This is a genomic window from Pseudomonas sp. SGAir0191 (assembly GCF_002812565.2).
Classification (GTDB): domain Bacteria; phylum Pseudomonadota; class Gammaproteobacteria; order Pseudomonadales; family Pseudomonadaceae; genus Aquipseudomonas; species Aquipseudomonas parafulva_B.
The window spans coordinates 697,811-720,913 of the sequence record NZ_CP025035.2 but is presented as its reverse complement, the minus strand read 5'-3'; the positions used below and the strand labels follow the sequence as shown (position 1 = coordinate 720,913).

Annotated in this window: 19 protein-coding genes and 1 pseudogene; 6 read left to right on the top strand and 14 right to left on the bottom strand. The window is 62.1% G+C overall.

Going from position 1 to position 23,103, the window contains the following annotated elements:
• The first annotated feature begins 21 nt into the window (after positions 1-21).
• Complete coding sequence (locus CWR53_RS03110) at positions 22-897, top strand: WYL domain-containing protein (RefSeq protein WP_100850779.1); 876 nt, start codon at positions 22-24, stop codon at positions 895-897.
• Between the two features lie 58 nt (positions 898-955).
• Here the strand turns inward: CWR53_RS03110 and CWR53_RS03105 are convergent, their stop codons facing one another.
• The 3 genes from CWR53_RS03105 to CWR53_RS03095 are packed head-to-tail and all read right to left on the bottom strand — an operon-like array spanning position 956 to position 6,553.
• Complete coding sequence (locus CWR53_RS03105) at positions 956-1,615, bottom strand: ankyrin repeat domain-containing protein (protein WP_100850778.1); 660 nt, start codon at positions 1,613-1,615, stop codon at positions 956-958.
• A 37-nt stretch (positions 1,616-1,652) separates the two neighbouring features.
• A complete protein-coding gene (locus CWR53_RS03100) occupies positions 1,653-5,054 on the bottom strand; it encodes a TM0106 family RecB-like putative nuclease (RefSeq protein WP_100850777.1) in 3,402 nt (1,133 codons plus the stop codon).
• A 23-nt stretch (positions 5,055-5,077) separates the two neighbouring features.
• Positions 5,078-6,553 carry a hypothetical protein gene (locus tag CWR53_RS03095; RefSeq protein WP_100850776.1) on the bottom strand — a complete coding sequence of 492 codons (1,476 nt, stop codon included), beginning with the start codon at positions 6,551-6,553 and terminating at the stop codon, positions 5,078-5,080.
• A gap of 219 nt (positions 6,554-6,772) precedes the next feature.
• Here CWR53_RS03095 and CWR53_RS03090 point away from each other — a divergent pair.
• The 3 genes and pseudogenes from CWR53_RS03090 to CWR53_RS03080 all read left to right on the top strand — a co-directional run bounded on the left by CWR53_RS03090 (position 6,773) and on the right by CWR53_RS03080 (position 8,360).
• Positions 6,773-7,149 (top strand): annotated as a pseudogene (locus tag CWR53_RS03090) (hypothetical protein).
• A 617-nt stretch (positions 7,150-7,766) separates the two neighbouring features.
• Positions 7,767-8,009 carry a hypothetical protein gene (locus tag CWR53_RS03085; protein WP_028687111.1) on the top strand — a complete coding sequence of 81 codons (243 nt, stop codon included), beginning with the start codon at positions 7,767-7,769 and terminating at the stop codon, positions 8,007-8,009.
• 87 nt (positions 8,010-8,096) lie between these two features.
• Entirely contained in the window at positions 8,097-8,360 is a 264-nt protein-coding gene (locus CWR53_RS03080; protein WP_100850775.1) for a DUF3077 domain-containing protein, read from the top strand.
• 44 nt (positions 8,361-8,404) lie between these two features.
• Here CWR53_RS03080 and CWR53_RS03075 read toward each other — a convergent pair whose 3' ends face one another.
• Complete coding sequence (locus CWR53_RS03075) at positions 8,405-9,241, bottom strand: beta-carotene 15,15'-dioxygenase, Brp/Blh family (protein ID WP_100850774.1); 837 nt, start codon at positions 9,239-9,241, stop codon at positions 8,405-8,407.
• Between the two features lie 2 nt (positions 9,242-9,243).
• On the bottom strand, positions 9,244-9,936 hold the full coding sequence (locus CWR53_RS03070) for a bacteriorhodopsin (RefSeq protein ID WP_023534529.1): 693 nt from the start codon (positions 9,934-9,936) through the stop codon (positions 9,244-9,246).
• Positions 9,937-10,285: 349 nt separating this feature from the next.
• On the opposite strand from CWR53_RS03070, the gene CWR53_RS03065 reads away from it, so the two are divergent.
• A protein-coding gene (locus CWR53_RS03065) for an IS3 family transposase (protein ID WP_375335480.1) occupies positions 10,286-11,655 on the top strand; the annotation gives its coding sequence in 2 pieces (ribosomal slippage) (positions 10,286-10,765 and positions 10,768-11,655; 1,368 coding nt in all).
• A 49-nt stretch (positions 11,656-11,704) separates the two neighbouring features.
• Here CWR53_RS03065 and CWR53_RS03060 read toward each other — a convergent pair.
• The 9 genes from CWR53_RS03060 to CWR53_RS03020 all read right to left on the bottom strand — a co-directional run bounded on the left by CWR53_RS03060 (position 11,705) and on the right by CWR53_RS03020 (position 22,032).
• Positions 11,705-13,297 (bottom strand): argininosuccinate lyase, encoded by a 1,593-nt coding sequence (locus CWR53_RS03060; RefSeq protein ID WP_100850773.1) that lies wholly within the window; start codon positions 13,295-13,297, stop codon positions 11,705-11,707.
• Between the two features lie 148 nt (positions 13,298-13,445).
• Positions 13,446-14,729: a C4-dicarboxylate TRAP transporter large permease protein DctM gene (gene dctM / locus CWR53_RS03055; protein WP_058605875.1), complete on the bottom strand. Its 1,284-nt coding sequence runs from the start codon at positions 14,727-14,729 to the stop codon at positions 13,446-13,448.
• Positions 14,726-15,361 carry a TRAP transporter small permease gene (locus CWR53_RS03050; RefSeq protein WP_078477963.1) on the bottom strand — a complete coding sequence of 212 codons (636 nt, stop codon included), beginning with the start codon at positions 15,359-15,361 and terminating at the stop codon, positions 14,726-14,728. The genes dctM and CWR53_RS03050 overlap by 4 nt, the downstream gene beginning before the upstream one ends.
• Positions 15,362-15,424: 63 nt before the next feature.
• Positions 15,425-16,423 carry a TRAP transporter substrate-binding protein gene (locus CWR53_RS03045; RefSeq protein WP_058638410.1) on the bottom strand — a complete coding sequence of 333 codons (999 nt, stop codon included), beginning with the start codon at positions 16,421-16,423 and terminating at the stop codon, positions 15,425-15,427.
• 154 nt (positions 16,424-16,577) lie between these two features.
• Positions 16,578-17,405 carry a CoA ester lyase gene (locus tag CWR53_RS03040; protein WP_100850772.1) on the bottom strand — a complete coding sequence of 276 codons (828 nt, stop codon included), beginning with the start codon at positions 17,403-17,405 and terminating at the stop codon, positions 16,578-16,580.
• Between the two features lie 15 nt (positions 17,406-17,420).
• Positions 17,421-18,620 (bottom strand): CaiB/BaiF CoA-transferase family protein, encoded by a 1,200-nt coding sequence (locus CWR53_RS03035; RefSeq protein WP_100850771.1) that lies wholly within the window; start codon positions 18,618-18,620, stop codon positions 17,421-17,423.
• 20 nt (positions 18,621-18,640) lie between these two features.
• On the bottom strand, positions 18,641-19,990 hold the full coding sequence (locus CWR53_RS03030; protein ID WP_100850770.1) for an MmgE/PrpD family protein: 1,350 nt from the start codon (positions 19,988-19,990) through the stop codon (positions 18,641-18,643).
• A gap of 14 nt (positions 19,991-20,004) precedes the next feature.
• Complete coding sequence (locus CWR53_RS03025; RefSeq protein WP_058605881.1) at positions 20,005-21,168, bottom strand: acyl-CoA dehydrogenase family protein; 1,164 nt, start codon at positions 21,166-21,168, stop codon at positions 20,005-20,007.
• Between the two features lie 30 nt (positions 21,169-21,198).
• Positions 21,199-22,032 (bottom strand): MaoC family dehydratase N-terminal domain-containing protein, encoded by an 834-nt coding sequence (locus tag CWR53_RS03020; RefSeq protein ID WP_100850769.1) that lies wholly within the window; start codon positions 22,030-22,032, stop codon positions 21,199-21,201.
• Between the two features lie 168 nt (positions 22,033-22,200).
• On the opposite strand from CWR53_RS03020, the gene CWR53_RS03015 reads away from it, so the two are divergent.
• Entirely contained in the window at positions 22,201-23,088 is an 888-nt protein-coding gene (locus tag CWR53_RS03015; protein ID WP_058605883.1) for a LysR substrate-binding domain-containing protein, read from the top strand.
• Positions 23,089-23,103 lie beyond the last annotated feature (15 nt).

Sequence of the window (23,103 nt, the reverse complement as noted above, 5' to 3'; positions counted from 1 at the left end):
AATCGCGCACTAGGAGAGGGTATGAAACGCAAGCAATCCGTCGAGCAGGTACGCTGGGACCTGGCACTTCGCTATCGTTTGATTGAGACCGTTGCCTGGTGGGAAGGCCGGCTGACCACGGGGCACCTGATGCAGAGCTTTGGAATCAGTCGCCAACAGGCGTCCAAGGACATCAACACCTACATCACCGAGCATGCGCCCAAAAACTTGACATATGACAAGCAGCTCAAGGGTTATGTACCGAGCAAGCAGTTCAAGCCGCTGTTCATCGACGACAGCGCCAGCGCCTATCTTCACCTGCTCTACCAGAACAATGAGCGGGCCCCGCACATCGACGGCCTCGCACTGGCCTATGCGCACACCAAGGTGCTGGAGGTGCCGGATCGGCCCATCCGCCCGGAGGTCCTGCGCCCTTTGCTCAAGGCTTGCCGTGAGGGCCTGCGCCTGGAAACCGAGTACGTGTCGTTCAACACCCCAAACGTCGAGGTTCGCCTGATCGCCCCTCACACGCTGGTCTACACCGGCATGCGCTGGCATGTTCGGGCTTACTGTGAAAAGAATGGTCAATACCGCGACTTCGTGCTGAGCCGCTTGCGCGGGCAGCCGGATTTGCTCGACGCCTCACCGAACACGCGCGAGCTGGATGAAGACTGGAATACCGAGATTCCGGTGATCATCGAGCCCGATGGACGCTTGAACGAGGCGCAGAAGGCAATCATCGAGACAGACTTCGGTATGACCCAGGGGCAGTTGATTGTGCCCAGCCGCAGGGCGCTGGTGAAGTATGTGCTGCAGCGCTATCAGATTGACCGGCGCAGCCTGGCCATGAGCCCCGAGGCCCAGCAGATTGTCGTGAGCAACCTCAAAGAGCTGAAGCCGTGGTTGTTGCATGATTGAAATCGCGAGTCTCTCAGACGAGGGGCTCAATGCCCTTCGATGTCCCGCTCACAGAGGTTCAGCTACGGCTGTAACTGCTGCGGTCGGCACACATCTGCTGCCAGATATATGCCGCGCCCAGGTAGTTGTCGATTTCCCGGATTAACAGCTGCGCCGCTATGTCGTGATGGCCCGCCAGCTTGGCAACGTCTCGGGCGGTGTGGCCCACGTTGTTCCTCGCGCTCAGGTCCAGGCAGAACGTCCGGTAGTGGTTGGCGAAGTAGTTCGCAGCCTTGCTGTGGCCGTGCACGGCCAGCCAATGGAGTGGAGTATTACCTGCCGCATCACGGTCATTCAGACTGCGGCCCTGCCGGTATCGATTGGCGAGCACCTTGATGATGCCGCGTTTGCTGGGCAAACGAACATGGTTGACAGGGGCCAGAAAGCTGCCGAGGCCTTTCCAGTCCAGAAGCGCCTTGTCTCCCTCGGCCCCGAACGCCTCCAACCTGTCGATCCATATCGAGCGGTTAAGCCGGTAGGCGATGTCCAGTGGCGTGTTTTCGGCGCGGTCGCGCTCGTTCATCGCTGCAGGAGCAAATAGCCGCAAATGCTCGGTGTCGTCGAAAAGCACGGCGGCATGCCAGACTCCTATTTCTAGCGCCAACAGGTCGTAGATGCCGAAGCGCGTCGTCTTGAGAGTCTTTTCCATCACGGCAAGCAATGCGGGCGGATAAGTCATGACACGTTTTCCCGAATAGATAGAAACACCAAGGCCGCTATTCACACCGGGACGACTGCTTTTCCTCCCGTCCATAGCGGATCGCCATACACAAGCCGTTGACCAGATTCATGTCTTGCGGCGTCTGACAGCGAATGGCCGTCAGGTCCGGGCTGGCAACGATGCAAGCCAGCGTTTTGGCGCGACTGACCGCTACATTCAAACGGTTTTTCGAGTACAGGAAGCCAATGTCCCTTGGCAGGTAGTCTTCATTCGACGTCGCCATAGATACGATTACAATTTCCGCCTCTTGCCCCTGAAATTTGTCCACGGTTCCAACACGCGCGCCGGCAGGCAGAACCTGCCTCAACAGCTGAACCTGCAGGTTGTAAGGCGCCACGACCAGAATGTTTTCACTGCTAACCACGTATTCATCACCGTTTTTGTCCACATATCGCTGACGCAAGAAGTACTCGTACAGCGCTTTGACATAGGCAGCCTCTTCCTCGGAACTCTGGCCATTGCCATCATGTTCCACAGCGCAGAACATCAGCCCGCTGTCCGGTATTACTGGTCGCTCTCCGTCGAGCAGCAACAACTGCCGCTCGGTACCCGGCGCCGATGTGAGCTGGCCTTCGTATACTGCCAAGGAAATGAAGGAGCAAACCTGAGGATGCATCCGCCAAGTCTGCGCCAGGAACACCCCTCGGTCGGGCGCGATGGCAGGCGTGCCGTCCAGCAGGTAGTCGAGTGTAGAGTCACCGGAACGGCCCGGATGCACGCCTTGCACAGGTTGCGATAGCTGCATCTGGTCACCCATCAGCACGATGTTACGTGCCGCCATGCCCATGGTGACTAAATTCGCCACGCTCACCTGCCCTGCTTCATCAATGAATAGGTAATCCAACTGTTCGGTAAAGCTCGCATCGGCAAACAACCAAGCAGTCCCGGCGCTCAGGTCGATAGCCGGGCCCCAGTTGTCGAGGAACTCCGTTTTGTCCTCGATGGAGCGGATGCAACGGCCAGTGAAATCCGTGCCCTCGCCTTCCGATGACTTTTTCAGTCCCTTGAATGTGACGCCCTCTACTTGTGCACGCGCTTCAACAGCCGCTAAGAGATTGTTGATGGCATAGTGCGAATTGGAGGTTACCCCGATGCGCTTGCCGGCTTTGAGCAGGTCAACGATCACATGCGAGCCGGTGTAGGTCTTGCCGGCACCTGGCGGCCCCTGAATGAACAGCACACTGTCCTCGAGGTTGCGTACCACCTGCTTGATGGCATCGGTCGTTACCAGGTCCGGATTAAGCAGAGGCGTACCTGGCTCGATGCCTTTAACCCGTGGTGCGCGTCGATGGAGGAAATCCGCCACCGCCTGGAAGCGTTGCTCATCAGCTAAGACGCTATCGGCATAACGAAACAGTGCCTTGCGCAGCGGCGTGGACGGTATTGGCCTGCCGGGAATCATGTCAAAGGCTTCCGGTGGCGCCTTTTTTGCGGTGGTCTTGAATCTGGCCATGCACGCGTCATGGTCCAGACTGACCAGTTGCACACTGGCCAACGATTCTGGGATGACACCTTGGGACCCCGAACGCATTTTGCTTTCCTGCGGCTCGAAACTGTATTCGAACAGGAACGATTTATTGATCGGTTCCGGCGGTGTTTTTGTACGCTGCAAACCGGCGAGGCTCTCAATATCCTCCAGCAACTCTTCGGTCGTCATGTCCTGGCGGCTGAACAGCTGCCACCACACCGGCTTTTCTGCCCTACGGTAGAAGTCGAGCAGTTGGAAGGTCAGTACCCTGACCTGATCCTCTTCGCTCAGTGCGCATTCTTCGGACGGCAAGCCAGCAAGCAGTCGATCACGATAATTTGCCAGCAGAACCTCGATCTCCTTCTGCTCTGCTACGGCTTTCTCGCCCTCAGCATGCGGTACGGCAAGAGCCTCGACGCCCAACGGACTTATGGTTGCAAGCCAGTTGCGTAACAAATACGTAGAAAGCACATCGTCTTCGTTGTACCGCTCGATCTGCTCGAGCAATGCTGGCTCACCAGTCTCTTTCCAGCGCTCATAGAACACGATGCTCGCACCGGCATTGGTAACATCACCGTCGCGCTTTGCCATGTAGAAGTGTTCGATGTTCTTGATCGAGTAGCTGGGTTCCGACACCCGGATCGCTTCACGCACCACCTTGTAAAGATCAATCAATTTGCCATTGCGCAGCAGCCAGTCCACTTGCGCCTCTCGCGTACCGTGCTGGCTCATCAGGCGCTTGATGGCCGTTTCTTCATAGCTGGCATAGTGGTGCACATGCGCATTCGGGTAACGCTCAAGGTGCGCGATGACCCAGTCGATGAACTGCTCGAACGCGATCTTTTCTTCGTCCCGGCTGTGCGCCCAAAAAGCTTTGAAGGTTTGTTCACCGCCTTCGTCTATATACAGGCCGAAGAGGTACTCCAGGCCACCCTCCTCCAGAGGATTACCTTCCATATCGAAGAACAGATCACCCTCGACTGCAGAAGGCATACGGCCAAAGCCACGCCGCGGCCCCATGACCGGCAACAGCTCGTACAACGGGGTATCGCTGGAGCGCCCCTGAAACTGCAGGCGCGCCTGATGGCGTAACTTGTTCAGTGACTCCACTTGCAGCTTGGGGATACGCAAGTCATCGCCACTGGCCGCCAACTGTTGCAAGGTGGTCACACCGCCAACCTGTAATTTCTTGATTTGCGAGCGGCTGATACCAGCGACTGCCGACAGATGATCATCCTGCAGACGTTGTTCAGTGCAACGATCACGCCACCCACAAAAACCACAATGCCCACACGGGTCCGGGTAGGTGACCCGAGGTCCGTCAATGTTCACGAACGCAGTGAAACGCTGCAGCACCTGCTCTAGGTAATCCGCGTAGTCAGCAACCCGATAGGCCTGCTCGGTACGCGCAACATCACCCAGCACGATGTACATGAACTGCGGCTGTACGCCCTGAATCGCAATCAGCATCCGCGAATAAAGCGCAACCTGCACCAGAAACTTGGCCTTTGCACTCTTGGCCAACTTGGTGTCGATCACTTCATAGCTATGGCCACCCAACGCCGACGGCCGAGGCACTTTGCGCAGGAAGTCGGCATGCCCGATAAAGGCGCCCTCCTGAAGCGAGGCCTGAAAGATGATGTCCGCACCAGCCTGCATGGCTTCGATGGTCAGCTCCACCCGCCGAGGGAAGCTCGGATTACCCTCAGCGATGTCGACTACGTGGGCATGGTTGCTCTTGAGCCGTTCAAGAAATGCTGCTTCGTGGGCCAGCCCTTTGTCCTGGATTAAGCGGTTCTGCTCGCTTGCCGGGGCTTTCTCCATCGGCGCGACCAGGTGTTGCAGGTCCAGCGCTGTCAGATGCTGGCATTCCAGGAAGCCGCAGATGTCCGAGGCGGAATACAGCCGAGTCCCATTTCGAGTTTGCATGGTTGTATTGCCTCCGGCGTGGCTCAGGCGTCGAGCGAGCAACCTTGGTAGAACTGCTCGAACAAGGGCGTTGGCAAGTGCTGCACATCGAGCAGGCCGAAGTGCTTGCCTACGCTGCGCCCTACGGCCATGAGTGTTCTCGCGGAGTTCTCGGTACCGGCATAGCCAGCGTTTACGACATAGTCGACACGTTCCTTGTCGCTCTCTACGCGGGCATAGGCATTGCCAGTGATAAATACATCAACCAGGCAGACACTGACGCGCTCGTCCCCCACCGTGAACGGCTCGAGCGTGACACCAGACAAGGCTGCCCGCAGTCCGTCCTCACCACCTTCAACTATGCGTTCAAGGGCAGCAAGCGAGCGGCCGAACAAGTCAAACTCGTCAATGGAAAACGGGAAGCAATAGCCCTGTGCAGTAGCGCGTGAGAGCGTTTTTCCATTGCGCGGCTCAGCCACCAGCCAGTCAACGAACGCGTCTTTATTGTCTGGCGCACCGCTATGACGGAAGGCCAAGTAGTCACTAAGCACCTGGCCAAAAGGATGACCCGTGGGCACCCAGCCGCTATTGCCAGACTCGCGCAGCGATACTTCGCCCTGCTTGCCAACAGCTTGGGCCTCAGGTACTGGTGTCAGGCCAAAGCAGCGAAGGTCATAGCCGAGCATGAAAAGGCTCGCCTCGAATGCATGGCATCGCGCGGGCATTGCCCCTTGGTCGGCAAACCAGCCTGTGCGCCCGAGCAACGCGCGGACAATCCAGCCCAAGCGGACCTGCCAGCGCGCCCACTCAGCGTATTCGATCGCCGAGAACTGCGGCGCTGCCAAACAATTGGCAAACGCCCCGGGGTTGCGGATTTGGTCGCCACGCGCGCCGCCGGACGGAAACCTCAGCAGAGGTTTGCCACGCCCTGCCCACTGCTGGCGGAACAGCGCATACAACATGGCAATCGCGGCGCCCACACGGCTGTCATAGATCGGCGAACCGGACAAGTCGAGCAAGGCGTGAATCTTGGTCAGGCCCGAATCGAAACGCTCGACACTGCTGAGGTCATCCAGGTCATTGTCGGCATCGAGCGCCATGAGCCCAGCCATCTTCTTCAGGTAGCTCGACAACTCGCCGCTGGCCGCCAGCCGATGCAAGAATGGAATGGCGCCCCGCACCCCGCCCCAGCGCAGAATCTGCAAACAGGCCTGAAGCGCTTGTTGCTCATCACCGGCGCGGACACCAGCCGACAGCCACTCACGCAATTGCCTAAGCGAGCCCTGGGTCTGCATCCAGGTTTCAGAGTCGACCGCGCTCTGGTGGCTGTCGCGCCAGCTTGCCTTCCAGCGGTAATGCTCAAGGACCTGCTCTATCCCCTGTACATCGACCGTCAAACCGCCGGGCACAAACTTGCTGGACTTGAATCGCAGCTTGAAGGTGAGTACCGGCAAGTTGGCTGCCAGCCATTCAATGAAAGCCTCAACTTCGGGTTGTGCCAGGAAGTCATCACGCTTCATGCCAGCCGCCTTGCAGGTAGTGTCGAATGGCCATACCCTAAGCAAAATGACAGGCTGCGTCCACGTTGTCTGTTCATACAGGTAAACAATTGGAGTAGGTTCGAGTGCCCTGGCCATATAGTTTCCAGCGGCAGCGGCGAGTCGCTCATTTAACTGTAAAGTTTTCAGACACACATCAGCTCTTTACGGACCGCGCGCCCCCTCAAGGATCATCACCTCATGGACTATCAAGCACTCAAGACCCGACACCGCCAAGAACGTGAGGGCCATCACCCCAACTCACCTTGCGTGTTCATCGAGCACTGAGCTGGCTGAACCGAGCCGAGCAGACTGATTTTGCCAACGGTCGTAAAACCGCGCAGCAAGCACTGGCCAATCGCAACACCGCGGCCGTGCTAGGGGTGCTGTTCAACCGGATCTACACCCTGCGCAACCAGATCATGCATGGGGGTGCCACTTGGAACAGCAGCGTCAATCGAGATCAACTGCGCGACTGTGCCAACCTGCTCGGCAAGCTGGTTCCGGTCATCATTCTGCTGATGTTAGATAACCCGGATACATTGTGGGGAGATGCATGTTATCCCGTGGTCGTTTAGCTCAGTGGCCACGCTTGGACCTGGGTCGCCCTACGCTGGGCGCCCGAGCCGGTTATCGGCAGGCCAGAAATACTTTTCGCAGTATTCCAATCGGTATTCCAGCCTAAATTACAAACCGAAATTCGCTCTACTAATCAATATGTTACTGACTTAATTCAGATCACCCCGGCACACCGAAGTTTCAGATCACTTTTATGCGCATGTTGGTGCCTGGGATCTGGAAACCGCTAGGTCAATATCGCTTGAAACGAGCCCCGATGTCGTGTTCCGTGAAGCACCGCCAACGGCCGGACGTCTCTGAAAACACGTTCACGAGTAGCTCTTCCGACCCAAAATCTCAGAATCCTCCCCTTCCCTGTAGTCCATTTCCCAAAGATACTCCCAACCCACCTTTCCCATTGCGGTCGTTTTTCCACCGCCTTAGTCTCAGCACGTCGTTGCACATCAACGACTAGCTTTGACAGGCTGATGACGACCAAACACGCGGATTGCCTATGGCGGCTGTGTGTGGGGCACCTCGTGTGCGCCGGTTTGGTCTTCACCGGTCTGTCAACCCATGCACAGCTGCCACCACTTGTTTGACAGCAAGCGTTGGTCGCTCCACTGAGGACCAGAACATGCTGAAGATCGTCCCCGACCCACCACCCACACCCGCCACCCTGGAAGACACCCTAACCCTAGCCGCCGACTACGCCCTCTGCGCCGAAGCCGTGGCCCAACAAGCCCTCCTCATGCAGCCCCGCTCCCCGGCAGCTCCCCTGATCATGGCCTCCATGCACGAGCTGGAATCCCTGCGCCGCCTGCTGGAATCCGCCCTCCTGCAAATCCACCACCCTCCCTCGCGACACCCCACGCACTAACCCTCAAGCCCCTGGCTCAAGCAACTCGGCAGCAACCCAGCCGCCCCGCCAAACAGCCAGCCCAAAAAACTTCAGGGAGCCACACCCATGTCCAACCCAGACACCCCCTGCACCCTCGGCCAAACCGTCTTCTACCAAGGCGAAAACCACACCCACGCACTGTTCCGTATCGAGCCCGGCATTCCCTGCCAACTCGCGCGCGAACAAGCTTCGGAATTGATGGGTTACGCCCGTGACCTCACCCTAGAAGGCTTGATGGAAGACAAACCCAAACTGATCTGGGCCGCCCACTACCTCTGCGCACTTGGCAAAGCCCTGCTGGACGACGCTGAACTGGGCATGATGCGCTGACCCCGGTCCCCCGGCGCACCTGCGCGCCGGGGCTGTCGATCAGGTCAAACCGGGCCCGGTACCTGAGGCAATGTTCGCCCCGAAAGAAAACGCGGCAACACCAACATATGCGGCAATGCGAACGCCGCCAGCACTACGAACAGGGCGCGAATGCCGGTCTGTTCCTGCTGCCAGAACACAGCCCCACCCACCAGGGCAAACACCGCTGCCCCAGCGAGCACTGGCCAGGTGCGATGCACGTAGTCGCCCATCGACAAGGCACCCACCATTCGCTCGCGCACACGGGTCTGGGGTTCGGCATGCAGCAGGTAGAACCCGAGCGCAAACCCAATCAGCGGCGGTGTCACCACCACCAGCACCAAGGTCACCGCCAGCCGCAGGTCACGCCGTTGCCAGGCACTCATCAGCAGCACACCGAACGCAATCAGCCCGGCACACGCAAGCGTCACCGCCAGCCATCCGCCCAAGGCAGAAGAGGCACCTGCCGCCATCGCCAGGTTGAGCAACTGGGCTACCGCATCAGGGTGCAACACTGCAGGCCCGCCCAGGATGAACAGCCCCAGCGCAATCTGCTCATGCCGCCGCTGAAACACCTCATCCTCATGGGCGAAGTGCCAAACCGACAGCAATAAAAAGGCGGTAAGCGCCAACGCCCCCGCCACTTGCCAGATCAGGGCGCACACCATGGCCACGCCCAGGTAGCTGAGCACAAAGCGCCTGCGCTGACCGTGCTCGACCAGGTACAGGTCGCTGGCCCCATGCAGCAGGCCAAGTCCGAGCCCGACCAGCAGCACGTAGGCCAGCGGGGCCAGCCCGCCTGCAAGGCTGGCCGCTATTGCCAGCCCCACAAGGGCGCGCCAGCTGCGCCCTGTACAGGTCATGCTCAGTAGCCTCGGCCTACCGGCACGGCGCGCAGGTTACGTTCCGAGGTAAAGGCGTAGACGACCTTGGCCAGCACGTCGAGCACCAGGAATACCCACACGGTGGTGGCATCGCTCACGGCCCAGAAGCCTTCGGGGCCGACGGCGAAGACCACGGGGTAGATCAGCCACAGCACGGTGAGAAAGCCTACGTTGCGGCGGTAGGCGGGGCTGACGCCGGGTTGTTGGCTGGCGATGCTGGCGACGGGTTTCCACAGCAGGTACAGCACGCCAGCAAACGCGGCGCAGGACCAGGCGAAGAACACCCACTTGATCACGCCATAAGGGGCCAGGGAAGCGATCAGGCCGGTGACGATCATGATCACATCGAGGGTGACGATGGCGGTGATGTAACCGCTTTTGCCGTACAGGTCGCGGGTGCCGTAGTAGGCGGAGCTGACGACGCCTGCCAATAGCAGTGGGGTGGTGAAGGCCCAGTCTACGTAGCGGGCCAGGTAGGTGACGCTGCCGTCGACTTTGATCAGGTTGCCGACGCCCAGGTACATGCACAGGTAGGCGGTGGCGGCGATGAAAGGGACGGCGGCGTGAATGAGGGTGTGGCCGAGCAGCGGGCCGTAGTGTGCGCCTTTGATGTAGATGGCCAGGGATGCCAGGGCCATGACGATGAAACCGATCAGTAAGGGGGTTTGGATCATTTGAGGCTCCGCTACCAGCAGTAAAAGGCCCGGGGTGCATACAAGGGGGTGCCGGGGTTCGCCGCGGTTTTTTTGCCGCTTCGTTTACGGATGGAGAGCGGGGTGAGATTTTTGGTTCAAAATGTTTCGGGGCTTGGTGCGATTCTTCCCAGGTCACGCGATCCACTGTAGGAGCGGCCTCGCCGGGGCGCCGGACCGGCCGCGATGGGCTGCGAAGCGGCCCCAGGATTTCAGCCCGCACCTCAAATCGCCGGGGGCCGCCATGCGGCCCATCGCGGCGCAAGGCCGCTCCCACACGGAGGTGAGCTGCGCCCCAAATGTTGGACATCCGTCCACTTTTGGGGTTTTTATGCGCAGGTATTCAAAGCAGTTCAAGCTGTCAGCCATTCAGGCCTTTCTTGATCGCGGGTATGGCTTTCGCCATGTTGCCGCACAGTTCCAAATGGATCCGACGCTCCTTCGTCGCTGGGTCGTGGCCTACCGTACGCACGGTCAGGCCAGTCTGGAGAAAACAGGCCGCCATTACAGCGCCGAGTTCAAGCTCGCCGTTCTTCATCATAAATGGCGCGAAGACCTTTCGTTGCGTGCCACGTCAGCGCTTTACAACCTCGGCAATTCCACACTGGTTCGCAGTTGGGAGGAACAGTATTACAGTGGCGGACATCAACCCCGACCGCCCCGTAAGAAGCCAGTGATTACCGCGATGCCTAAAGCACCCCGCAAGTCTGAAGACGTTTCATCCACGCCTACTGAGCAACTCACTCGCGAGCAGTTGCTGACAAGGCTAGCCCAGCTCGAAGCGGAGAACGCCTATCTAAAAAAGCTCGAGGAGCTAGACGAGGAGAAGGCGAAGAAGAAGATAGCCAGGAAAAAACCCGGCTAGTCGCGGCGCTACGTAAGCTTTACCCGCTTGCCTGGCTGCTCAAAGCAGCTCATTTGTCGCGCAGCACTTATTATCACCAGCTCGGCGTGCTCGAGGCTGGGGATCGGTGTGCCTCGCTCAAAACGTTGATACAAGACATCAGCCACCGGCACCGCGGCCGCTACGGGTATCGGCGAGTCACCTCTACGCTGCGTAGCGAAGGGCAATCGGTTAACAGTAAGAAGGTACGCCGTCTGATGGCCGAACTGGACCTGAAATGTACAGTGCGCCCCAAGAAGTACAAATCTTATCGGGGGCTAATGGGCGAAGCCGCCCCCAACATCCTTAAGCGCGACTTCCGCGCAGACCAGCCAAATCAAAAGTGGGTAACGGATGTTACCGAGTTCAAAGTGGCAGGTGAGAAGCTATACCTTTCTCCGATCATGGATCTTTATAACGGCGAGATCGTTGCCTATCGTACCGACTCCCGACCCCGATTTACCTTGGTAGGCGAAATGTTGGAGACAGCAATCAATAGGCTACCAGCTAACAGCCGGCCGCTCTTGCACTCAGATCAAGGCTGGCATTATCGATACCCTGACTACTGCAAGCGGTTGAAAGAAGCAGGGCTTGAACAGAGCATGTCACGCAAGGGCAACTGCCTGGACAACGCGGCGATGGAAAGCTTTTTTGGGACGCTCAAATCGGAGTACTTCCACCGTGAGCGCTTCGCAAGCGTGGCTGAGCTTAAGGCGGGGTTGGCTGAATACATCCATTATTACAACCATGATCGAATCAAAATGAAGCTCAACGGCCTGAGCCCTGTGGCTTACAGGACTCAGGCTGAGATAGGCTAACCAACTGTCCAACATTTGGGGCGCAGCTCAATCGCGTGCTCCCGCCAGATCACCGCCCCATCAACCCATCAAACGCCTTATCCAACCCCACATCCGCATCCCCCAGCTTCTGCCGCCGCTGCTGCATCCACGCCTGATCCTCCTTCAACCGCGCCTGCGCCTCAGCCAACATGCGCCGCACTTCTTCAGGCTGTGGCCCGCCAGTGCCCTTGCGGCTTTGCACCATGGCGCGGGGGGATAGGCTGGCGCGGAAATCTGCTTCGCTCAGGGGCAGGGTGTTGCCCTTCCATTTGTATTTGTCCGCTGCCTGGGCGAACAACGCCTGCGCATCGGCGTAGGCGAAGTCCTTGGGCAAGGTGCCGTCGGCGCGGGCTTTTTCGACGATCAGCGAGGCGAAGCTGTGGCCGATGCGGAAAGGTACGTGATGCTTGCGCTCCAGGGTGTCGGCCAGTTCCATGGAGGTGGTCCAGTCGGCGTCCAGTTCTTCTTCGGCGCGGGCGGCGTTGATCTTCAGGGCGTCGAGCACCTGGTCCAGGCGCTTGAACATGTCGCCGGTGGAGCGGAACAGGCCCAGGTCGTCGAAGGCGGCCTTGTAGTCGGTCATGCCGGTGGTGACGTTGTGGGCGCGCAAGGTGGTGGCGTTGGCCAGGCCGACCACGTCGGAGGCGGCTTCGCGGGTGCGCATCAAGAGGCCGGGGTTGCGCTTTTGCGGCATGGCGCTGCTGGTGTAGGTGGCGCCTTCGTCGAGCAGCAGCCAGGGGCGGGTCTGGTGGTACTGGGTGTGGATGTCGCCGATGAAGGCGCCAATGCGGATGGCCGAGGACGAGACCAGGCCGGCGGCCTCCAGCGGGATGTCGTAGGTCGAGACCTGGCTGGCGTCCAGCGAGTTCTCGCGCACGCCGTCAAAGCCCAGCAGCTGGGCCAGGCGCTCGCGGTTGATGGGGTAGCCGGAGTTGGCCAGCACGGCGGTGCCCATGGGACTGAGGTTCAGGCGGGCGTACAGCTCGTGCAGGCGCTGGGCGTCGCGCTCGAACGAGGCCTCGTAGGCCAGCAAGTAATGGGCGTAGCTGATGGGCATGGCTTGCACGCCGTTGGTGTAGGCCGGCACCAGGGTGTCGACGTGCTGGGCGGCCAGCGTGAGCAAGCGCTGGCGGGTGGCGTCCAGGGCGTCGCCATAGGCCAGCACGTGGTTGCGCAGCGAGGCCAGGCGGTAGGTGGCGTACATGTCCTGGCGGCTGCGGCCCGAGTGAATCAGCGAGGCCTCGGGGCCAACCTTGTCGGTGATGATCTGCTCCAGTTGCAGCACATCGCTGGGGCGCTTGCCGTCTGGCTGGGTGGCCTGGTCGATGGCGTGGCGTACGCCGCCTGCAATGGTCGCGGCCTGTTCAGCGGTGACGATGCCGGCTTCCTTGAGCATCACCAGGGAGGCTTTGTTGATGCGGTTGAGGTAGTCGAACTGGGTTTCGCCGTGGCGCTGGCCATCGGGGGTCTTTTCCACGAAGGCGCCGATCTTGCGGGCCTGCTCGGCGCACTCGGCGGTGGTCTTGCATGGGTTGTCGGCGGTGTTGGCGGCGTGGGCTGCGGGGCTCGTGAGCCAGGCGCAAGCGATGGCAAGGCAAAGCAGAGATCTTGTTGTTGTCATGGTGGGTCCGCTCGGGGCTTGTGGAGGGCTGGCGGGCTGGTGGCACCCTTGGAGGGTCAACCTACACCCCTGCCCCGCTGGCCGAAAGTGAAACCACCGCCGGGTAGGCGGTGGCGTCGGTGCACTGGCGGGTTGATCGAGCCGCCGGTCAGGGCATGCCGAGAAACTCCGGCAGCGCCAGGGAGATGTACGGCACATAGGTGACCAGAATCAGGAACAGCAACAGAATCGACAGCCACGGCAGCGCTGCGCGAATGGTCTGGCCCAATGTCAGGCCTGTCACGGCACTGGTCACGAACAGGTTCAGCCCCACCGGCGGGTGAACCAGTCCGATCTCCATGTTCACCACCATCACGATGCCCAGGTGGATCGGGTCGATGCCCAGCTCCATGGCGATGGGGAAGAAGATCGGCGCCAGAATCAGGATGATCGCCGACGGCTCCATGAAGCTGCCAGCAATCAGCAGCACCACGTTGACCATGATCAGGAAGCCGAGGGGCGTCAGGCCTTCGGAGAGCACCCACTGGGTGATCTGCTGCGGGATCTGCTCGGTGGTCAGCACATGGGCGAACAGCATGGCGTTGGCGATGATGAACAGCAGCATGATGGTCAGCCGCCCAGACTCCAGCAGCACCTTGGGGCACTCGCGCCAGGTCATGTCCTTGTACACGAACAGGGCGATGAACGCCGAGTACACCGCCGCCACGGCTGCCGCTTCGGTGGGGGTGAACATGCCGCTGTAGATGCCGCCCAGAATGATCACCAGCAGCAACAGGCCCCAGAAGGCCCGCCGCGCTGCCGTCAGCCACTCGCGAAAGCTGGCACGTGGCTGGGCAGGCAGTTTCTTGACTCGCGCCACGATGTAGATGGCGATCATCAGGAACACGCCCAGCAAAATCCCCGGGATCACACCGGCCATGAACAGCTTGCCCACGGAGGTCTCGGTTGCGGCCGAATACACCACCATCACGATCGACGGCGGGATCAGGATGCCCAGGGTACCGGCGTTGCAGATGATCCCGGCGCCGAACTCCTTCGGGTAGCCCGAGCGCACCATACCCGCCACGGCAATCGAGCCCACCGCCGCCACCGTGGCCGGCGAGGACCCGGACAGCGCAGCGAACAGCATGCACGCCAGCACGGCGGCAATGGCCAGGCCACCGCGAATGTGCCCCACGCAGGCGTTGGCGAAGTCGATCAGCCGCTGCGCCACGCCGCCGGTGGTCATGAAGGCGCCGGACAGCAGGAAGAACGGAATGGCCAAAAAGGTGTAGCTGTCGGAGGTCTCGAACAGCTTGATCGCCAGCGAACTGAGCGAATCCTGGCTGAACAGCAGGATCGACACCGCCCCCGACAGGCCCAGGGAAATGGCGATGGGCACGCCCAGGAACATGAAGATGAACAGCAGCAGGAACAGGCAGATAACGGTCATCGCGGCGACTCCTCACCGGGGTTGGCCAGCTTGCTCGCCTCGGCCGCTTCGTCGGCCAGGCCCAGGTTGGTCTGGCGGTGGGTGTAGATGCGGTAGAGGATTTCCAGGTAGCGCACGATGATCAGTGCAAAGCCAAAGGGCACGATCATCGCGATGTGGCCGATCTTGATGCCGTAGCGGTCCAGGTCTTCGGCGCCGATGCCGGCGGCCAGCACGGCGCTGACCCACTTGATGCTGGCGACCAGGAACAGCCCGGCATAGGCCAGGCAGCAGGCGCAGGCGAGCATGGCCAGCACGCGCTGCACCGGCTTGCGGGTGCGCCTGACCAGCACATCGACCCCAAGGTGCCCGGCGGTGCGCACGCCATAGGCGATGCCGAAGAAGATCAGCCAGCCGAACAGGGCCTTGGTCAGGGCGATGCTCCAGGTCATTTCCTGGGCGTAGCCCATCAGGTGATCGCCGATGTTCAGCAGCGGCTCGCTGGCAAAGGTCCAGCGGTCGCTCAAGCTGTAGAACATCGTGTAGAGGTTGTTCAGCGCCACGTAGATGAAGGTGATGAGGGTCATGGCCGCCAGGAGAAAGGCGATCATGCCTTCCTCGAAGCGCTCCCAGACGCGCCGTAACGTTTGCATGGGCATTCTCCGCGCAAAATGAGGCTGAGCCGCCCACGCAGGGGCGGCTGCAAGCAGAACGGATCAGGAAGCGGTGTTGGCGTCCTGGGCGGCCTTGATCAGGTCAGCGCCAATCTGGCCTTCGAACTTGTCCCAGACCGGGCGCATGGCTTTGCGCCATTCGTCACGCTGCTCGGGGGTGAGCGCATCGACCTCGCTGGTCTTGGCGTCGATGATCTTCTGCCGCGAGGCCTGGTTCAGCGCCTCGGCCTGCTTGTTCACCTCGACGGTGACCTTGTCCATGATGCCCTGCAGTTCGGTGCGCACGTCTTCAGGCAGGCCGTTCCAGAACTTGGCGTTGGTGATCACCATGTAGTCGATCAGGCCGTGGTCGGTCTCGGTGAAGAACGGCTGTACTTCGTTGACCTTCTGGCTTTCGTAGTTCGACCAGGTGTTCTCGGTGCCGTTGACGGTACCGGTCTGCAAGCCTTGGTACACCTCGGCAAAGCTCATCTTGCGCGGGTTGGCGCGCACGGCCTTGAACTGCTCTTCCAGCACGCTGGAGGCTTGCACCCGGAACTTCAGGCCGCGGGCGTCCTTGGGCAGCAAGATCTTCTTGTTGGCCGACAGTTGCTTCAGGCCGTTGTGCCAGTAGGCCAGGCCGCGAATGCCCTTGTCCTCCATGGAGGTGAGCAGCGCCTTGCCCTTGGGGCCTTGCTGGAAGCGGTCGACCGCCGCCAGGTTGTCGAACAGAAACGGCAGGTCGAAGATTTGCACCTGCTTGTTGTAATGCTCGAACTTGGCCAGCGAAGGCGCCAGCATCTGCACGTCGCCCAGCAGCAGCGCTTCCATTTCCTTGCCGTCGCCGAACAGCGACGAGTTGGGGTAGACCTCGACCTTGACCTTGCCCTTGAGCTTGTCATCGGCCTCCACGAGCTTCTGGAACATGAGCGCGCCCTGGCCTTTGGGCGTGCTGTCGGCCACCACGTGGGCGAACTTGATGATGACCGGGTCCGCGGCGTAGGCGAACGAGGTCAGGGAGACGGCGGCGGCGCAGAACAGCGCCTGGGTCAGCTTCAACATGGGTTTCACCTGTTATTGTTGTTGGTAAGGTCAGCAGGGAAGCGTAGCCAAGGGTACGGTGGCCCAGTATAGGTGTTTGGGGAATCTGCTTTTGTGTAAGGCTGCGTTCGGCAAAAGTGAACGCAACCCATCACTTCATGACTCCAGCCATAACCTAGCCCGTATGGGCCAGTGCCAACAGACGCTGCGCACGCAACACCACCGGCGCATCGACCATTTGCCCATCCAGCTGGAAGGCCCCTGCCCCGCCCGCCGCTGCGCTGCCCTCGATCACGCGGTGCGCCCAGGCCAGTTCGTGCTCACTGGGTTGCAAGGCCTCATGAATCACCGGCACCTGGCTTGGGTGAATGCACAACGCCCCGCCGTAGCCCATGTCGTAGGCATGGCGCATGGCCTCGCGCTGCCCCTGCGGGTCGCGGATCGCTGGAAACACGCCGTCCAACGGTGGCGCCAGGTCCGCCCCTCGGGAATGCAGCTGCACGGCCATGCGGGCCTGGTCGATGAAGCGTTGGCCTGCCGGGCTGTCGGTGTTCAGGCAAAGGTCCAGCGCCAGGTCCAGGCTGCCAAACGACAGGCGTTCGACGCCCTCGGCGCCCGCGATGCGCTCAAGGGCCAACAGCCCCTTGGCAGACTCGATGATCGGCACCACGGCCTTGCCCGTGCGGGCGGCGACCGCCACTTGAGCGGCGCTCTCGACCTTGGGCAGCAGCACCGTGGTCACGCCCAGGTGCTGCGCGCAAAACTGCAGGTCCTTGGCGTGGTTTGCGTGGCTGGGGGCATTGACCCTCACCCACACCCGGGCATCCAAGTGTTCGGCCAGAAAGCGCGCCAGGTGCTCGCGGGCTTGAGCCTTGAGCGGCTCTTCGACCGCGTCTTCGAAGTCCACGATCACGGCATCGGCGCCAGCAGCCAAGGCCTTGGCGAAACGCTCCGGGCGGCTACCGGGTACGAACAGGGCGGAGCGAACGATGGGGTACGGCATGCTTTTGCTCCTCTGCTAAACCACGCCTGCGCTGTTCAATTGCGCCTGCTGATCGTCGCCATACCCCAGCTCGGCCAGGATCGCGGCAGTGTGTTGGCCCAGTGCAGGCACCGGGTCCATGCGCGGGCTGAAGGCCGCGTTGCGCCCCGGCGGCAGCAGCGACGGCAGCTTGCCCGCCGGGCTGTCCACCTCGCGCCAACGGTCACGGGCCTGCAACTGAGGGTGCTGCCACACCCCTTGCATGTCGTTGACCCGGGCGTTGGCGATCTGCGCGCTTTCCAGGCGTGACACCACGTCTTCCAGGCTCAGCGCGGCAAAGCCCTCGACGATGATCTGGCGCAGCGCATCGCGGTTTTCCGAGCGCCGGTAGTTGGCGCAGAAGCGCTCGTCTGCAGCCAACGCCGGGTCGAGCAAAACCTTCTCGCAGAACACCTGCCATTCACGCTCGTTCTGCAGGCCCAGCATGACCGTGCCGCCGTCGCCCGTGGGGAAGGGGCCGTAGGGGTAGATGGTCGAGTGGGAGGCACCGGCCCGCGGTGGCGGCGGTGCGCCGTTGTAGGCGTAGTACATGGGGTAGCCCATCCATTCCACCAGGCTTTCGAGCATGGACACGTCGATGCGACTGCCCACCCCCGTGCGGTCGCGCAGCAACAGGGCCGAGAGCACGCCGGTGTAGGCGTACATGCCAGCGGCGATGTCGGCCACCGAACACCCGGCCTTGGCCATCCCCTCCTCCCCTGGGCTGCCAGTGACCGACAAGAAGCCGCCCTCGCTCTGAATCAGCAGGTCGTAGGCTTTCTTCTTCTCGTACGGGCCACCTTCGCCGTAGCCGGAAATGTCGCACACGATCAGCCGTGGAAAGCGCGCGTGCAGTGCGTCGAACCCCAGGCCCATGCGCGCGGCGGCGCCGGGTGCGAGGTTCTGTACCAGCACGTCGGCCTTGGCCAACAGTGCTTCGAGAATGGCGTCGGCCTGGGGTTGTTTCAGGTCCAGGGTCAGGCTTTCCTTCGAGCGGTTGGTCCACACGAAATGGGACGCCAGGCCATCGACGCGCTGGTCGTAGCCACGGGCGAAATCACCGCTGCCGGGGCGTTCGACCTTGATCACGCGGGCGCCCAGGTCGGCCAGTTGGCGGGTGCAGAACGGCGCGGCAATGGCGTGTTCCAGGCTGACGACAGTGATGCCGTCCAGGGGGCGGGGGGCAGATGCACTCATGGCAAGGTCCTGTGCGCAAGTTATGGCAGGTCGGCCAGCGAGCGGGTATCGCGCAGCTGCCAGACACGTTGAATCAAGGCACGGCCGTCGGCCGCACTGCGCTGCCCGGCGTAGGCCAGCAGGCGCTGGAACTTGTCCTCCAGTTCCGCACGGGACAAGGTGTTGCCGGGGTCGCCCTTGGGTTCGTCGATGGCGGCGGTAAAGTGGCGCCCGTCCGTGCAGCGCACCTCCACCCGGCCCAGCCAGCGCGCCGGGTAGGCCGCATCCACTTCCGGGTCCAGCTGCATGCGCACCTTGTCGCGGAACGCGGCCACGTCCGGGTCGCTCAGGGCCAAGTCCCGGAACGTCAGCAACTGCGCGCTGCCGTGCACGGCAATCAGGCCGAGCACGGTGCCCATGGAGAATTTGGCCTGGTGCACGCTGGTGGGCACTTTCACCCGGCCCAGCACATCGATGGCGCCCTGGTGCACGTGGGCGATCACGTCGGCGATGTCGCCGTGGCGCAGCCCTTCGCGCTGCATCAGTTCGAGCAAGGCATCAGCCGCCGGGTGGGTGTGGCGGCACGAGGCGTGGAACTTGAACGAGGTTTCAGCCAGCGCCCAGCGGCTGCCCAGGCGGTCCGACAGGCGCGCCGGGTCGGCGTCGCTGGACATGCCGGCCGCCAGGCCCTGGTCGCCTTCCAGAATATTGCGCGCCCCGCTCAGGCCATCGGCGGTCAGGTAGGCCGCCAGCAGCCCGTCGGCAGCGGCCTTGGCGGTGTGCAGCTGTTTCGAATCGGCCGCATCGCGCAAGAACTCCCACAAACCGGCCGCCTGCGTGCCGGCACTGCCCAGCACATGGATGAACTGGGCCTGGTCGAAGTCCATCAGTTTGCCCACCGCGACGGCGGCCGCCAGGGTGCCGACGGTGGCGGTGGTGTGGAAGATGCGGTAGTGCGAGCGGCCCATGAATTCGCCGATGCGAATGCCGGCCTCGTAGCCGGCCACGGCGGCCAGCAGCAGGTCCGGCCCTGACTTGTCCAGGTCCTGCGCGGCGGCCAGGGCAGCGGAGAACACCACCGTGGCCGGGTGCAGCACCGAGCTGTTGTGCAAATCGTCCTGCTCCACCAGGTGGGACGCTGCGCCATTGACCAACGCGGCGAAATACGGCGAGGTGCCACGGCCGGTGCTCATCAACCGGGCTTTACCAGCAGGGGGCCCCATGCGCTCGGCGTAGCGCTCGAACAGCGGCACCGGGTGCGCGCCCTGGCTGGCCAAGGCCGAGCCGAGCCAGTCGAGGAACAGGTCTTCGGTACGCGCCAGCACGGCGGGCGGGATGTCCTGGTAGCGCAGGTCGGCCAGGAAGGTGGCCAGTGCTTGGGTATCACGCATGGGCATGGCCTCCTTCAGAAGCTGCGCGGCAGCTCGAGCAGGTGCTCGGCCACGTACGACAGGATCAGGTTGGTGGAAATCGGCGCCACCTGGTACAGGCGGGTCTCGCGGAATTTGCGCTCCACGTCGTACTCGTTGGCGAAGCCGAAGCCGCCGTGGGTTTGCAGGCAGGCGTTGGCCGCCTCCCACGAGGCCTTGGCCGCCAGGTACTTGGCCATGTTCGCGGCCGCACCGGCGTTGGCGCCGCTGTCGTACTCGGCGCAGGCCCGCCAGCGCATCAGGTCGGCCGCCTCCAGCTCGATGTGGGCTTCGGCGATGGGAAATTGCACACCCTGGTTCTGGCCGATCGGGCGGCCGAACACCACGCGGTCACGGGCGTACTGGCTGGCCTTTTCGACGAACCAGCGCCCGTCACCGATGCACTCGGCAGCGATCAGCGTACGCTCGGCGTTCAAGCCGTCGAGGATGTAGCGAAACCCCTTGCCCTCCTCGCCGATCAGGCTGCTGGCCGGAATGCGCAGGTTGTCGAAGAACAGCTCGTTGGTTTCGTGGTTGACCATGTTGGCGATCGGCTGCACGGTCAGGCCGTTGCCAATGGCCGTGCGCAGGTCCACCAGGAAGATGGACATGCCTTCGGACTTGCGCGTGACCTGCGCCAGCGGCGTGGTACGTGCCAGCAGGATCATCAGGTCCGAATGCTGGATGCGCGAGATCCACACTTTCTGACCGTTGATCACGTAATCGTCGCCCTCGCGCACGGCCGTGGTCTTGAGCTGCGTAGTGTCGGTGCCGGTGGTCGGCTCGGTCACGCCCATCGATTGCAGGCGCAGCTCGCCGCTGGCCAGCTTGGGCAGGTAATGACTTTTCTGTTCCTCACTGCCGTGGCGCAGCAAGGTGAACATGTTGTACATCTGCCCGTGGATGGTGCCGGAGTTGCCACCGCAGTGGTTCACTTCCTCGAGTATCACCGACGCCTCGGCCAGGCCCAGCCCTGAACCGCCGTAGGCCTCGGGAATCATGGCCGACAGCCAGCCGGCGTCGGTCATGGCTTTGACGAAGGCTTCCGGGAAGGCCTTCTGCTCGTCCAGGGTGCGCCAGTATTCGGCCGGAAATTCGGCGCACAAGGCGCGCACGCCTTCGCGGATGGCGTTGAGGTCATCGCTGTCGTAGCTGTGCATGGCAGGCTTCTCTACGGTGCTGAAAAGAGGTCAGTCGAAGGTGACGTCGGCGCTTTGCGCCACGCCGGCGGCATTGCCAGCCCACAGGCGCGCCTGGCCTGGGCCGTCGAGGCAGCCGCTGAGTTCGAAGGGCGTGGGCAGGGTCAGCGGGCGCAGGCTGCGGTAGCTGTAGCGGCGCAGGCGGGCACCGGGGTTGGCGCGCAGAAAAGCCCGCAGGTTGAGCGTGGCGATCAGCGGGCCGTGCACCACCAGGTCCGGGTAGCCTTCGGTGGCGGTGACATAGGGGTAGTCGTAATGGATGCGGTGGCCGTTGAAGGTGACCGCCGAGTAGCGAAACAGCAAGGTCGCGGTGGGCGTGACGGTTTCGCCCCAGCTGCCGGTTTCACAAGGCTCGCCCGTGCTCGCCTTGGGCGGGGTCGGCTCGCGGTAGACGATGTCCTGCTCTTCACGGATGCACAGCTGGTCGTACTGGGTGTAGTCATGGCGCACGGTCACGAACAGCAAGGCGCCGCTGCGGCCTTGTTTCTCCTCGATGTGCAGGATGGTCGAGGTACGCTGCGCCTCGCCGCCGACCACCAGCGGGGCGATGAACTCGACCCGGCCACCGGCCCACATGCGGTTGCGCCCATCGGCCGGCGGCAAAAAGCCCCCGCGTGCCGGGTGCCCGTCGGTGCCCAGTTGCGCTTCGGGCACAGGGTCTTGAAAGAAGCACCAGGTCCACAGCGGCGGCAATGCCTCGCCGTGGGCCGGGGCGGTCTCGCCGAACGTCGCCGCGATGCGCTGCACCAGGTTGCGGCTGAGCACATCCCAGGCTTGCTCGGTGCGGCCAAGCCACGGGCTGTAATCAAAGGGCGGAGTGGGCATGGGTGGGCCTCTGGAATTGTTGTTATGGCAGGCCACTTGCGGGCGCGTCATCGACGCTGCGCAGGCGACAGGGACGATCATGCGACCCTGTCATGCATTCTGTGAATTTGCATTTCCATAACCCGGCGTTCATAAATACCGAACGCCTCCCTACCCCAGGACTTGCCCATGCACTTCGATCTGGCTGATTTGCGCCTGTTCATCCACATCGGCGAATCCCCCAGCCTGACCCAGGGCGCCCGCCGCGCGCACCTGTCCCCGGCCGCCGCCAGTGCGCGCATCAAGGCACTCGAAGCGCAGCTCGACACCCGCCTGCTGTACCGCGACAGCCGCGGCGTCGAACTGACCCCGGCCGGGCACACGCTGTTGACCCACGCACGCTTGGTGATGCGCCAGGTCGATTACCTGAAGGCGGAGTTCACCCAGTTCGGCGGCGATTCGGCGGGGCATATCCGCATCTTTGCCAACACCACGGCGGTGACCGAGTTCCTGCCCGAGGTACTGGCAGGCTTTCTGGCGCAACGGCCGGGGGTCACGGTCGACCTGCAGGAACGCCTGTCCCGCGACATCGTGCGAGGCGTGCTCGATGGCAGCACCGACATGGGCATCATCGCCGGCCCTGTGGAGGCCAGCGGCCTGCAGGTGATGCACTTCAGCACCGACCGGCTGGTGCTGATCGTGCCCACCGGCCACGAGCTGGCCAGCCGCCGCCAGGTGACGTTGAAACAGACCCTGGCCTACCAGCACATCGGGCTGCACGACGGCAGCACCCTGCTGACCTTTCTGCGCGACCAGGTCGAGCGCATGGGGGAAACCCTGGCCCTGCGTATCCAGCTATCGGGCTTCGAGGCCATTTGCCGCATGGTCGAGGCCGGCGTGGGCATCGGCATCATTCCCGAGTCATCCGCATCGCGTCACAGCCACACCATGAACCTGGTGACCATCGCCCTGGACGAACCCTGGGCCGAGCGCGAACGCAGCATCCTGGTCCGGGAACTGGAGGCCCTGCCGGGAACGGTGCGCGCATTGATCAAGACGTTGATGCCTGGGAAGTAGGCAAGCCATCCCGCA

Bases quoted from the DNA above. Each gene is read 5' to 3' on its own strand.
- CWR53_RS03110 (WP_100850779.1), top strand. From the start codon at position 22: ATGAAACGCAAGCAATCCGTCGAGCAGGTACGCTGGGACCTGGCACTT.
- CWR53_RS03105 (WP_100850778.1), bottom strand. From the start codon at position 1,615: ATGACTTATCCGCCCGCATTGCTTGCCGTGATGGAAAAGACTCTCAAG.
- CWR53_RS03100 (WP_100850777.1), bottom strand. From the start codon at position 5,054: ATGCAAACTCGAAATGGGACTCGGCTGTATTCCGCCTCGGACATCTGC.
- CWR53_RS03095 (WP_100850776.1), bottom strand. From the start codon at position 6,553: ATGAAGCGTGATGACTTCCTGGCACAACCCGAAGTTGAGGCTTTCATT.
- CWR53_RS03085 (WP_028687111.1), top strand. From the start codon at position 7,767: ATGCTGAAGATCGTCCCCGACCCACCACCCACACCCGCCACCCTGGAA.
- CWR53_RS03080 (WP_100850775.1), top strand. From the start codon at position 8,097: ATGTCCAACCCAGACACCCCCTGCACCCTCGGCCAAACCGTCTTCTAC.
- CWR53_RS03075 (WP_100850774.1), bottom strand. From the start codon at position 9,241: ATGACCTGTACAGGGCGCAGCTGGCGCGCCCTTGTGGGGCTGGCAATA.
- CWR53_RS03070 (WP_023534529.1), bottom strand. From the start codon at position 9,936: ATGATCCAAACCCCCTTACTGATCGGTTTCATCGTCATGGCCCTGGCA.
- CWR53_RS03060 (WP_100850773.1), bottom strand. From the start codon at position 13,297: ATGACAACAACAAGATCTCTGCTTTGCCTTGCCATCGCTTGCGCCTGG.
- dctM (WP_058605875.1), bottom strand. From the start codon at position 14,729: ATGACCGTTATCTGCCTGTTCCTGCTGCTGTTCATCTTCATGTTCCTG.
- CWR53_RS03050 (WP_078477963.1), bottom strand. From the start codon at position 15,361: ATGCAAACGTTACGGCGCGTCTGGGAGCGCTTCGAGGAAGGCATGATC.
- CWR53_RS03045 (WP_058638410.1), bottom strand. From the start codon at position 16,423: ATGTTGAAGCTGACCCAGGCGCTGTTCTGCGCCGCCGCCGTCTCCCTG.
- CWR53_RS03040 (WP_100850772.1), bottom strand. From the start codon at position 17,405: ATGCCGTACCCCATCGTTCGCTCCGCCCTGTTCGTACCCGGTAGCCGC.
- CWR53_RS03035 (WP_100850771.1), bottom strand. From the start codon at position 18,620: ATGAGTGCATCTGCCCCCCGCCCCCTGGACGGCATCACTGTCGTCAGC.
- CWR53_RS03030 (WP_100850770.1), bottom strand. From the start codon at position 19,990: ATGCGTGATACCCAAGCACTGGCCACCTTCCTGGCCGACCTGCGCTAC.
- CWR53_RS03025 (WP_058605881.1), bottom strand. From the start codon at position 21,168: ATGCACAGCTACGACAGCGATGACCTCAACGCCATCCGCGAAGGCGTG.
- CWR53_RS03020 (WP_100850769.1), bottom strand. From the start codon at position 22,032: ATGCCCACTCCGCCCTTTGATTACAGCCCGTGGCTTGGCCGCACCGAG.
- CWR53_RS03015 (WP_058605883.1), top strand. From the start codon at position 22,201: ATGCACTTCGATCTGGCTGATTTGCGCCTGTTCATCCACATCGGCGAA.